Origin of the sequence: Nesterenkonia natronophila (assembly GCF_003595215.1) — a bacterium.
Lineage (GTDB): Bacteria > Actinomycetota > Actinomycetes > Actinomycetales > Micrococcaceae > Nesterenkonia > Nesterenkonia natronophila.
Genome location: NZ_QYZP01000001.1, coordinates 708975 through 720935, shown reverse-complemented (window position 1 = coordinate 720935; position 11961 = coordinate 708975). Strand labels below are relative to the sequence as shown.

The 11961-nt window shown below is 61.5% G+C and carries 8 protein-coding genes; 4 read left to right on the top strand and 4 right to left on the bottom strand.

Annotated features, from left to right (window positions below; translation table 11 throughout):
* Nucleotides 1-195 precede the first annotated feature (195 nt).
* Nucleotides 196-1347 carry a carboxylate-amine ligase gene (locus D3250_RS03355; RefSeq protein WP_119901909.1) on the top strand — a complete coding sequence of 384 codons (1152 nt, stop codon included), beginning with the start codon at nt 196-198 and terminating at the stop codon, nt 1345-1347.
* Nucleotides 1348-1365: 18 nt separating this feature from the next.
* Here D3250_RS03355 and ppsA read toward each other — a convergent pair whose 3' ends face one another.
* From ppsA to D3250_RS03340, 3 genes are read right to left on the bottom strand one after another with little or no spacing between them, the layout of a single operon-like run.
* On the bottom strand, nt 1366-3747 hold the full coding sequence (ppsA, locus tag D3250_RS03350; protein WP_119901908.1) for a phosphoenolpyruvate synthase: 2382 nt from the start codon (nt 3745-3747) through the stop codon (nt 1366-1368).
* Nucleotides 3748-3757: 10 nt separating this feature from the next.
* On the bottom strand, nt 3758-4594 hold the full coding sequence (locus D3250_RS03345; protein WP_119901907.1) for a pyruvate, water dikinase regulatory protein: 837 nt from the start codon (nt 4592-4594) through the stop codon (nt 3758-3760).
* Between the two features lie 29 nt (nt 4595-4623).
* Nucleotides 4624-5094, bottom strand: a complete 471-nt coding sequence (locus tag D3250_RS03340) for a pyridoxamine 5'-phosphate oxidase family protein (protein WP_119901906.1) — start codon at nt 5092-5094, stop codon at nt 4624-4626.
* A 132-nt stretch (nt 5095-5226) separates the two neighbouring features.
* On the opposite strand from D3250_RS03340, the gene D3250_RS03335 reads away from it, so the two are divergent.
* The 3 genes from D3250_RS03335 (at nt 5227) to D3250_RS03325 (ending at nt 8443) form a co-directional block, all read left to right on the top strand.
* On the top strand, nt 5227-6270 hold the full coding sequence (locus tag D3250_RS03335; RefSeq protein ID WP_119901905.1) for an NAD(P)-dependent alcohol dehydrogenase: 1044 nt from the start codon (nt 5227-5229) through the stop codon (nt 6268-6270).
* Nucleotides 6270-7274 carry a universal stress protein gene (locus D3250_RS03330; RefSeq protein WP_119901904.1) on the top strand — a complete coding sequence of 335 codons (1005 nt, stop codon included), beginning with the start codon at nt 6270-6272 and terminating at the stop codon, nt 7272-7274. Before D3250_RS03335 ends, D3250_RS03330 begins: the two co-directional genes overlap by 1 nt.
* Before the next feature lie 125 nt (nt 7275-7399).
* Nucleotides 7400-8443, top strand: a complete 1044-nt coding sequence (locus D3250_RS03325) for a universal stress protein (protein WP_119901903.1) — start codon at nt 7400-7402, stop codon at nt 8441-8443.
* Between the two features lie 64 nt (nt 8444-8507).
* On the opposite strand, the gene D3250_RS03320 is transcribed toward D3250_RS03325, so the two are convergent.
* Entirely contained in the window at nt 8508-11951 is a 3444-nt protein-coding gene (locus D3250_RS03320; RefSeq protein WP_119901902.1) for a pyruvate carboxylase, read from the bottom strand.
* Between the last annotated feature and the right edge of the window lie 10 nt (nt 11952-11961).

The following is an 11961-nucleotide window of genomic DNA, read 5'->3' as shown; positions in this document are numbered from 1 at the left end:
GCCCCGAATGAGGTCTCGTAGGACTGGTGGGACCAATGGCCCTTGGCGTTACCGAACCTGGAGCCCACAGTGGAGTCAGCCCGTACGACCGTGGGCAGAGAGTGAAAGGACTTCGATGACGCTCCCAACCGCGGGGACGGCTTGGCTCACCCGACACCTCCCGGAGCCCTTCGAAGCAGAGGGCACGCCGACCTCATGACCTCGATCGGTATAGAGGAGGAGTTCCTCTTGGTGGGTCGGCGCCTCATGTTGCCAGTAACACCTACCAACCACGAGACGAACATTCTCCAAGGAATCACAGCCCACGGCGGGGTCGCCTCTCGGGAGTGGCTTTCCTGCCAGGTCGAACACGCCTCCGGCGTGTTTGAGAACGTCGGCACCGCGACCTCGGCGCTGCTGACCTTTCGGAGGAAACTGGCGTCCGTGGCAGGACAATTCGACATGATCGCTGCTGCTTTGGGAACCGCACCCAGCATCGGCGAACCCAATGCAGCTGTGAGCGAGGAGGCCAGGTACCTGCAGTTGACCGAATTGGCACCAGCAATCGCTGCAGACCAATACATCAACGGTATGCACGTCCACGTGAGCGTCCCCGACCCGGAGACCGGGGTGCAAGCACTCAACGGCATCCGTCCCTGGCTTCCGCTCCTCACCGCCCTCGGAGCAAATTCACCCTTCTGGCGCGGCCGCGACTCGGGTTTCGCCAGCTGGCGAGGCATCCACTACCGGCGTTGGATGGTCAACGGTGTGCCCCCACCTTTTCACGATTTCACGGACTACCAGACTCGGGTTGAGGCCCTGTTGGCGACCGATGTGGTGGCCGAGCACGCTGGCATCTGTTGGCTTGCCCGGTTGTCGAGGAGTCACCCCACCATCGAAGTCCGTGCCTGTGACGTGCAGCTGCAGACTCCGGAGGCGGTGGTGCTCGCTGCGCTCATCCGCGCCCTGGTGTGCGCGGCGATCGACCGGCCTCCTCGCCAACAACCCGAGGCTGAATTGCTCGACGTGGCCCACTGGCAGGCCGCGAAGTATGGCTTGGACGCTCGGCTTCTTGACCCTTTCACAGGCGCACCGCGTCCCGCCGAGGTGGTGGTGTGGCAGGCACTCAATCACGCGTGGCCCTACCTCAAAGAGTTCGGTGACGCCGACCGCGTCCACTCCGGGCTGAAGCTGTTGCTGACTCACGGCAACGGAGCCACCCGGCAGCGAGCAGTCTTTCAGCAAGCTGGGATCGACGGCGTCTTGAGATACGCGGGATGGACTGTGGATGAGTTGGAGCGTGAGCCTGCACACATTGCACCTCAATATGATTCGCTCAGGACGCCGGCGAAGTTGGGGCTGGGTTAGCTGCAAGGTGAAAACCGCCTAATTCAACTGGCCCTCCGACGCCAAGGAGAGCCACGTCTGCACCACAGTGTCCGGGGTCAGCGACACTGAATCAATGCCCTGCTCCACGAGCCATTGGGCCAGATCCGGATAGTCTGAGGGTCCCTGGCCGCAGATGCCGACGTACTTATCCCGCGCTCGACAGACTGCGATGACATTGGCGAGGACCTTGAGCACAGCTGGGTCACGTTCATCAAATAGGTGGGCCACAAGGTCCGAATCCCTGTCGACGCCAAGTATCAGCTGGGTCATGTCGTTGGATCCGATGGAGAACCCATCGAAGTGTTCCAAGAACTCCTCTGCCAGCAGGGCGTTACCGGGCAGCTCGCACATCATCATGATTTTCAAACCTCGTTGCCCCCTGCGAAGCCCGTTCCTGGCCATCAGCTCAATGACACTGTGGGCTTCCTGGACGGTCCTCACGAAAGGCACCATGATGGACACGTTGTCCAGGCCCATATCCTCACGGACAAAACGGAGCGCCTCACATTCCATCGCGAAACTCTCCCGGAACTCCTCGGAGACATACCGGGACGCGCCACGGTATCCGAGCATCGGATTGCTCTCTTGCGGCTCGAAGAGCTCTCCGCCGAGCAGATTGGAGTACTCATTTGTCTTGAAATCGCTGAATCGTACGATTACCTGCTCGGGGGCGAAACTGGCAGCGATAGTTGCCACACCTTCGGCGACCCTGCCCACAAAATACTCCCTCGGTGACGCATACGCGCTGATCCTATCGTCGACCCGGTGACGCAACTGCCCGGGCAGGCTGTCACGTTCCAACAGTGCTCGTGGATGGATTCCTACCTGATGGTTGATGATGAACTCCAAACGGGCCAACCCCACTCCGTGATGCGGAAGCTGGGAAAAAGAGAACGCACGCTCCGGGGCGCCCACGTTCATCATGACCTTCACGGGCGCCTCCGGCATACGCTTCAGGTCAGTCACTTCTTCCTCGAAACGGAGCTGGCCAGCGTAGACAATGCCACTGTCCCCCTCCGCACAGGAGATCGTCACCGGCTCGCCATCGGTGAGCGCATGAGTCGCATCCCCCGTTCCCACCACCGCTGGAACACCAAGTTCGCGCGCGAGGATCGCCGCGTGACAGGTGCGTCCACCACGCTCGGTGACGATCGCCGAGGCGCGCTTCATTATTGGCTCCCAGTCTGGGTCTGTGACCTCAGCAACCAGCACGTCCCCTGGCTGCAGCCGTTCCATATCGGCCACCGACTTGAGGACCTTCACCGGACCCGTTCCGATGCGCTGGCCGATTGCGCGACCGCTGGTCAGCACTTCACCACGCTCGTGGAGCACGAAACGGCGCACCACGTGACTTGATTCTTGAGACACCACCGTCTCCGGACGTGCCTGCAGGATATAAAGCTTGCCGTCTATCCCATCCCGTGCCCACTCAATATCCATCGGTCTGCCGTAGTGGTCCTCGATCACCAAAGCGTAGCGACCGAGCTCGGCGACCTCAGCATCGGTGATCGAGAATCTGGACTGGTCTGCGGGATCCACTCTTTCAAACACCGTGCTGCTTTCCACCCCACGGCCAGCGGCATAACGCATTGCCACAGCCTTCTCCCCGAGCGATCGGCTCAGGATGGCTTTATGCCCCCCGCGCAGAGCCGGCTTGTAGACGTAGAACTCGTCAGGGTTGACTGCCCCCTGAACCACAGCTTCGCCCAGGCCATAGGCGCTGGTGATGAACACCGCACGGTCGAATCCAGTCTCTGTATCGACTGTGAACATGACGCCCGAGGCCCCCACGTCAGCTCGGACCATGCGCTGCACACCCGCCGAGAGAGCAACTTCTTGATGAGCAAAGCCGTGATGAACGCGGTACGCGATGGCACGATCATTGTAGAGAGAAGCGAAGACACTGTGCAGGGCGGCCAAAACGTTCTCGACTCCCCCGATGTTCAGGTAAGTCTCCTGCTGACCCGCGAAGGACGCGTCCGGGAGGTCCTCTGCCGTGGCACTTGAACGAATCGCCCACGTCACTGAGTCAGGCTCAGGATCCTCTGCGATAAGAATCTCGTGAGCGTGCCGGACTTGATGCTCCAACTCACTGGACAATGGCTGCTCATGGATCCATGACCGGATCTGCGCACCGACACGGGCGAGCTCCGCAACGTCCTCGATATCCAGTGCCCCAAGCGCCTCCTGGATCCTTCGATCAAGTCCGTTGTGGGCGAGAAATTGCCGGTAGGCGTCCGCCGTGGTCGCGAAACCACCTGGGACCCGAACGCCTACCTCAGACAGGTGGGCCACCATCTCGCCGAGCGAGGCATTCTTCCCGCCGACTTGGGCGATGTCCTTCAGGGATACTTCGTTGAGCCATAGTAGATCTTTCACCTGTTTCTCCTCACTGAGTCCTCATAGGGGTGCTGCAGCGCAGGTTCATCGTTTGCAGGATGATTGCTGCGATCTCTTCGACACTCATGGCCTCGGAGTTCAGGCTTGGAATGCGGTGCCTAAGATAGAGATTCTCTGCCCAGCGCAGTTCTTGACGGCACTGAGGCAGGCTTGCGTACACACTGCCCGGGCGGCGTTCCTGACGCACCTGACTAAGTCGTTGCGGCGTGCTGGTGAGGCCGAAACAGCGTGCGGCATGGGGCGCGACCGCCTTCGGCAGCTCCAGTTCGGGATAATCGTCCTCAGTGAGGGGGTAATTGGCCACCCGCAACCCGTGGTGGAGGGCCAAGTAGAGCGCCGTCGGGGTCTTGCCGCATCGTGAGGGGGCAAGAATGACGAGATCCGCAAGATCCAACATTCGCACGCTTTGGGCGTCGTCGTGCTCCATGGTGTACTCGACCGCCTGCATCCGCGAGTGATAGCGACCGGGGTCTCCGACCCCATGAGGATTAGCCGGCGCCAGGTTCCTCTTCACGCCAATACTTCTCTCCAGTTGAGACAGATGTCCGGCTAGGAGGTCCACGACGGCGCACTCGCCCGTGGTCAGTTCTGCCGCGACGTCAGGGGCACTCACCGTCGTGAGCAGGACAGTTCTCGAGCCCGTTGCGAGGGCCTCGCGAAGCACCGCCTGTGCGATCGCCGGGGTATTCACGAAGGAGAAGGTCCGGCGATCGAATATGACGCCGGTGAAATGTCCCAGCAGAGCAGCGCCGAGCGTCTCGGCGGTGATGCCGGTATGATCCGAGACGAAAAACACAGACACATTCGGCACTGCTGGAGTGACCATGTTCCCTCGGTCCTTTGTGTGTGTCTCTGCTATTCCAGGCCTGACCTCGTGGCATCATCCAACGAAATATCCCAAGCGTGGGGCGGTGCCACGGAAAAACGCCGACCAGTGACGGCTTCGGGCGTGATGCGCACGAAATGGTCCTTTGACCCGGATTCCCAGGGCACGAGTCGATGCGCCGAACTGGCCAGAAAACTGCCGCCCTTATCTATCGCTGTTGCCGGGCCCTTCACAACAACGCTCCAGGCGACATTAGTTCGGGGATCCACACCGTCGGCCTCCAATGCGACCGGCGCCCCCCGGAGGGCCGCAGTCAACTTAGTTCCAGTCCCGGTGCGGAAAACAACTGTCTGCCGATCGATGAGATACGTCAGTGGAAAAATCTCGGGATGATCTTCTGACCACACAGCCAGCCGACCCAACGAAACGCTTCGCAGCAGATCCCAGCAATCTTGCGCATCCAGAATTTCTGTTCTGGGGACCGATGGCGAGGTGTCCATGGGCGCCACACTACTCCGCTTCACCCTGTGAAACTAGGGCCACAAGCATGATCCCGCGTCTGACCTATAGGACCTATGGCCCTAGACCTGTGGGTCTCATTCGAGGAAGGTGGCTCTAAGGAGGCTTTGTTTATGAAAGCACTGCAATATGTCTCTGTCGGTCAACCGCCGGAGGTGCGTGATGTGCCGATTCCTGCACCTGGTCCCGGAGAGGTCCTATTGCGGGTGACCGCTGCAGGCGCATGCCACTCGGACAGTTTCGTCATGGGGCTGACAGAGGACCAATATTCGGCCTTTGGATATCCGTTGCCTATGACACTGGGGCATGAGGCGGTGGGAGTGGTCGAGGAGCTTGGCAGCGGCGCCTCGGGAATCAGTGTAGGTGATCCTGTGGCGGTCTACGGCCCCCAGGGGTGCGGGCGTTGCCACAGCTGTGCCCGAGGTGTGGAGAATTACTGTCCACACGCCGCTGATCTCCAAATCTATCCTCCGGGGCTGGGCAAAGACGGCGCCATGGCGGAGTACATGATCGTTGAGGATCCCCGGTTGCTGATCCCGTTGGGGGAGCTCGATCCGGTGGCCACCGTGGCGCTGACTGACGCGGGGTTGACGCCCTACCACGCGATAAAAGGGTCACTGGATGTGCTGATCCCAGGAAGTGTGGCGGTGGTGATCGGTGTCGGCGGTCTTGGGCACATGGCTGTGCAGCTTCTGCGCACGCTGACCGGAGCGACCGTGATCGCGCTAGACATCAGTCAGACCAAGCTCGACTTCGCTCGAGAGGTCGGGGCTCACCACGCCTTCCTCTCTGATGATCAAGCTGGGGCACGAATCACTGCCGCGGTGGGGCCGGGGCCAGTTGCCGCGGTGTTCGACTTTGTCACCAATGAACCCGTGCTGAAGATTGCTCGATCGCTCAGCGGCCCCCTCACTGACCTCGTCTTGGTCGGGGCCGGATCGGTGGAGACCACCGTGGGTCTCCTAGGCCAACCTTTCGGGTCGCGTTTCCGAGCCCCCTACTGGGGTTCGCGGCCCGAGCTGATGGAGGTCTTCGAGTTGGCGCGCACCGACCAGCTTCGAGTGGAGACTGAATCCTTCAGCCTGGATCAGGGGCCGGAGGCTTACCGGAAGCTGCATGATGGCGAGTTACGCGGCCGGGCGGTGGTGATCCCATAATGAGCGAGATTCATGCATCGCAGCAACCCATTGTCTTCGACCCGGCATTGCGCGATGCCGCCGTGCTAGTGGGCTTCGATGGCTCCACCCAGGCCCTCCAGGCGTTGCACTACGGCGCCCTGGCCGCCCAAAGAAGTGGACGGGCGCTGACGGTGGTGACCGCATACACCGTGTCGTCCCCCGCTTACTCTTTCCTCGCCAAGGATTCTGAGAACTCGGAGGCCCAAGCAGCGGCCGCTTCGGCCAAGTCCGTGCTTGCCAAAGCGCGCACCTACCTTCGCGATTACCCCGGCAAGGTCTTCTACCGGGTTGAGCGTGGAGACGCTGCCGGAGTCCTGGTGGACCTTTCCGCTGTAGCTGAAGTGGTGGTGATTGGGTCACGCGGCCGCGGCGGATTCGTTGGTCGGATCATGGGGTCGGTCGCTTCAGCGTTACCCGCGCATGCTCACTGCCCCACTGTGGTGGTGCACCGGCAGTACGGGATCAGTGATGCAGAAGGAGCTGCTCGCTTCGTGCCACCGCCGGATCAACGTCCTGTGATCGTCGGTATCGACCGGTCGAAGCGTAGCAGAGTCGCAGCATTGCACGCGGCACAGACGGCGGAGAACTGCGGAACCAATCTGCACATGCTGATGGCTCTTCCGTCTCTCGAAGGTTGGATGGATTGGTACCCGGAACTCAGCACCACAGATCGGGGGATGCTAGGTCGGCGCCACTCGCAGTTGGACAGAAACCTCCAAGCCGAAGTGCACTGGATGGCCAGACACTACCCATCATTGGTCATTACGGCGGCAGTCAAGCCGGGAGAACCCGTCACGCTGCTCAGCAGGGCAACTTCCCAGGCCCAGCTGACAGTGATGGGGACCCGCGGCCGCGGCGGGTTTGCTGGAGCACTGCTGGGGTCGGTTTCTCGTGAGGTGCTCCTGCGCGCCGCCGGACCTGTCATGGTTGTCCCCGACATGGAGGACAAGAGGCTCAGTGATCAGCCAGAGACTTTCTCGTGAACGGCCTGCCAGGCGCTCACTGTAGGTTGATGCACCATCAAAGTTAAATTATTTGATGGTTGAGACTCTTTTATTCTGACCTGGATTTTCTGCATACAACATCGTAATAGAGGTATCATTAGCTTATGGATTCTTCACATGAAGTTGGCAGCGACCATGTCCCTGGAGTTCTGGTCGGGATTGATGGCTCAGCGGACAGTGAGCGCGCATTCCGAGCCGGCATGAGGATCGCGAAGCAGCGGAACTTGCCATTGCGCTTGGTGGGGACCTTCCCGAAACTTGTGGTCACGGACGCCTACTTTGTGCCAATAATGACCGAATACCTCGAAACGTCCATGAAAGAGACCGAGAAGATGCTGACCGGCTATGCAGAGAGAGCCGAGCAATCAGGGGTCGAAGTCACCATCCGGGCGAGCGAAGGTGACCCTGGGGGCACGTTGGTCGAGGAGAGCCATTCGGCCGAGTTGGCGGTTGTGGGCAAGCGTGGTCGCAACCGATTCGCAGGCCGCTTCTTGGGCAGTGTGTCGTCCAAGCTTGCCGCCCATGGACACTGTCCAACGTTGGTCGTCCCGCAGAAGTGGGAAAGCGAATCGACAGATCAGCTGTTGGCTCAGCCTCAGGACCTCCCTCATGACGATGCTGCCGCAGCAGAGCCGGTCTCCCAAGTAGAGGAGTCCGGCCCCCGTCGCTACCAGCGCCGCGAGTTTGCCAACGTGACGAGCGATCTGAACTTCGACTCTGAGGTTGTTGTGGGGGTTGATGTGAGCGACAGCACCGCAGAAGTCGTGCACGCGGCGGGCCAGGCCGCTGCGTTGCTGGATCGCCCTCTCACCCTGCTATCAGCGGCGCCGTTGAATCCAGCTGGTCACTGGTATGCAGACAGTGTTGAGCACAATCTAAAAGTCCCCAATCTTCGTCAGCCGTATGCCGCACATCTTCGCGAGTCGGCCCAACGGGTTGCGGATGAGTTTCCCACAGTCACTGTGAGATGGCAGTTCTTCGACGGCTCAGCTCCCGGAGTGCTCTCAGAAGCTTCCAGAACGGCTGCGCTCGTCGTGGTCGGAACGCGTGGCCATGGTGGGTTCGCCGGGCTGATGCTGGGGTCAGTGAGCCAGGCGGTACTGAATCGCTCGGTGTGTCCGGTATTGGTGGTGCCCGCACCTAAGTAGAGGTTTCAGTGTGTTTTTCATGACTGTTGAAACCACATTGACCCTTCGGTGGAGGCGACGTCCGCTATTTCAAGACAAGAATGAGGTCCCCTCCGTCCACCTGCTGCACGCCGCTGACGGCGAGGCGGGCCACTGTGCCGGCCGAGGGTGCGGTGATGCCGGACTCCATCTTCATCGCCTCAATACTGGCGATCGTCTGACCGGCCTCCACCGCATCGCCCTCATCCACCTGAACTGAGACTGCACCTGCGAAGGGTGCCGCCACATGAGATGGGTTCTTCGGATCCGCTTTCTCAGCGGCAGCGACCTTAGACTCCACAGACTCATCCCGGACCATCACCTGACGGGCTTGACCGTTGAGGGTGCACATCACCGTACGCATTCCCTTCTCGTCCGGCTCCGAGATTGTTTGCAGGGTCACCAGGAGACGGACACCCTTGCCCAGGGAGATCACGTGCTCATGTCCAGGAGTCATCCCATAGAGGTAGTCACGAGTGTGCAGGACATGGATATCGCCGTACTTCTCCCGAGCCGCCAAGAAATCATCTGCGGGGCCGGGGAAGAGCAGCCGGTTCAGAGCAGCTCGTCGGGTCGCCGAATCGGAGTCCAGTGCCGCGGCGTCGCCCTCGGCGAGATCCTCGGCCAGCGGCTTGAGGGTCCGGCCCTCCAACGCCTTGGTGCGGAATGGTTCCGGCCAGCCGCCCGGTGGGTCTCCCAACTGTCCGGCCAGGAACTGGATCACCGAATCGGGCAGGTCATATTCGCCGGGGCTCTGCTCAAACTCTGCTGGATCTGCTCCCAGGCCTACCAGCTGCAGGGCGAGGTCACCCACCACCTTCGAGCTCGGGGTCACCTTCACGAGTCTGCCGAGCATTTTATCCGCGGCGTAGTACATATCCTCGATCTGCTCGAAACGCTCCCCCAGGCCCAGCGCCATCGCCTGCTGACGCAGGTTGGAAAGCTGCCCTCCGGGAATCTCGTGCCGGTACACCCGACCTGTGGGCCCGGGAAGACCGGATTCGAACGGCGCATAGATGCCCCGCACCGCTTCCCAATACGGCTCCAGGGACGCCACTGCGTCCAATCCCAGGCCAGTGTCTCGTTCAGTGTTCTCCAGGGCCGCCACCAGCGCTGACGCCGGAGGCTGCGAGGTGGTCGAAGCCATCGACGCTGTCGCCACGTCGACTGCATCGACTCCCACTTCAGCGGCAGCGAGCAGGGTTGCCAGTTGGCCCCCAGCCGTGTCGTGAGTGTGCAGGTGAACTGGGAGGTCGAACTCGTCCCGCAGCGCGGTGACAAGGGTCTTCGCCGCTTGTGGGCGCAGCAGTCCTGCCATGTCCTTAATGGCCAAGATGTGGGCACCGGCGTCGACCATCCGCTGCGCCAGCTGCAGGTAGTAGTCCAGTGTGTAGAGAGTCTCCTGCGGATCAGCCAGGTTACCGGTGTAACACAGAGCGGCTTCTGCCACTGCGGTGCCGGTGGACCGAACCGCCTCGATGGCTGGTATGACCTGGTTCACGTCATTGAGCGCGTCAAAGATGCGGAAAATATCCACACCCGTGGCGGCGGCCTCTTCGACGAACGCCTCCGTAACCTTCAGCGGGTACGGGGTGTAACCGACGGTATTGCGACCACGCAGCAGCATCTGCAGAGGGATGTTCGGCATCTCATCGCGCAACCAGGCCAGCCGATCCCAGGGGTCTTCGGAGAGGAACCGCAGAGCGACATCGTAGGTGGCACCGCCCCAGACCTCCGCGGAGAAGAGGCCCGGCGTCACGTGAGCCACAGCCGGTGCCGCGGCCAGCAGATCACGGGTGCGTACCCGGGTGGCCAACAACGACTGGTGGGCGTCGCGGAAGGTAGTGTCGGTCACGGCCAGAGCCTTGGTCCCGCGCAACGTCTTGGCGAAACCTTCCGGTCCCTCGGCCAGCAGCACGTCTCTCCACCCGTGCGGCTTCGGTTGCTCCGAAGGCCCGTCGAAGGGTGAGCGGTCTGGCTCCTCCTGCTTGTCGCCGGGGAACTTTGGGAGCTTGTCGCGCGGGTCCAAGCCATGGACCCGGGGCCCGTGAGGTTGGTTCACCGTAATGTCCGAGAGGTACTGGAGCGCCTTGGAACCACGGTCCTGAGAGCGGTTGGCTCTCGCAAGTTCAGGGTGCTTGTCGATGAAGTCGGTGGCAGTGTCACCCGCCAAGAACTCCTCAGAGCTGAGCACATTGAGTAGGAACGGGATATTGGTGGCGACTCCGCGGATCCGAAACTCGGCCAGTGCCCGGCGGGACCGTGCCACCGCAGTGAGGTAGTCCCGGCCGCGGCAGGTGAGCTTCACCAACATCGAGTCAAAGTGCGGACTGATCTCCGCCCCCGCATACGCGGTGCCGCCGTCGAGCCGAATTCCTGAACCACCGGCGGACCGGTAAGCCGTGATCGTGCCGACGTCGGGCCGGAAGCCGTTGGCCGGGTCCTCGGTGGTGATTCGGCACTGGAGAGCCGAACCGCGTACTCGCAGCCCCTCCTGCCGGATCCCCAAATCCTCCAGGGACTCACCGGCAGCGATGCGCATCTGGGAAGCAACAAGATCCACATCGGTGATCTCTTCAGTGACCGTATGCTCCACCTGGATCCGCGGGTTCATCTCGATGAAAACATGCTGTCCCGCACGCTCACCGACGGTCTCCAGCAGGAACTCCACAGTGCCAGCGTTGCGGTAATTCATAGCTTTGGCGAACGCGACAGCATCACGGTGCAGAGCCTGCCGCACCTCCTCATCGAGGTTCGGCGCCGGAGCTATCTCCACCACCTTCTGGTGGCGGCGCTGCAGCGAGCAGTCTCGTTCGAAGAGGTGGACGACGTTACCCTGCGCATCAGCCAGCACCTGCACTTCGATGTGCCTGGGCCGACCCACTGCCATCTCGATGAAAACAGTGGGGTTGCCGAATGCGGTATCCGCCTCATGCATAGCCGCCTTCAACGCATCGGTAAGGTCTTCACGGCGCTCGACGCGGCGCATACCGCGACCACCGCCGCCTGCGACGGCTTTGACGAACACCGGGAAACCGATCCGTTCGGCCTCGGCAGTAAGTTCGTCGACATCTTTGGACGGCTCGGAGCTCTCCAGGACCGGGATCCCTGCGGCTTTGGCGGCCCTGAGCGCCCTCACTTTGTCTCCGGTGGACTCCAACACATCAGCTGGCGGTCCCACGAAGGTGATTCCGGCCCGTTCTGCTGCACGCGCCAAATCGGGGTTCTCGGAGAGAAAACCGTACCCGGGGTAGATGGCCTCAGCACCGGAATGCTGGGCCACGCGTATGATCTCCTCGACATCCAAATACGCGCGCACCGGGTGGCCCTCGTCGCCTATTCTGTAGGACTCGTCAGCTTTCTGCCGATGCAGAGAGTTGCGGTCCTCATGCGGATAGACGGCGACAGTGCGAGCCCCCAACTCCACACCTGCGCGCAGTGCGCGGATGGCGATCTCGCCGCGGTTGGCCACCAGGATCTTTGAGAACATCAATCAATGC

Coding starts and splice junctions, on each gene's coding strand:
- D3250_RS03345 (WP_119901907.1), bottom strand. CDS start 4,594: ATGGTCACTCCAGCAGTGCCGAATGTGTCTGTGTTTTTCGTCTCGGAT.
- D3250_RS03355 (WP_119901909.1), top strand. CDS start 196: ATGACCTCGATCGGTATAGAGGAGGAGTTCCTCTTGGTGGGTCGGCGC.
- D3250_RS03320 (WP_119901902.1), bottom strand. CDS start 11,951: ATGTTCTCAAAGATCCTGGTGGCCAACCGCGGCGAGATCGCCATCCGC.
- D3250_RS03330 (WP_119901904.1), top strand. CDS start 6,270: ATGAGCGAGATTCATGCATCGCAGCAACCCATTGTCTTCGACCCGGCA.
- D3250_RS03325 (WP_119901903.1), top strand. CDS start 7,400: ATGGATTCTTCACATGAAGTTGGCAGCGACCATGTCCCTGGAGTTCTG.
- D3250_RS03335 (WP_119901905.1), top strand. CDS start 5,227: ATGAAAGCACTGCAATATGTCTCTGTCGGTCAACCGCCGGAGGTGCGT.
- D3250_RS03340 (WP_119901906.1), bottom strand. CDS start 5,094: ATGGACACCTCGCCATCGGTCCCCAGAACAGAAATTCTGGATGCGCAA.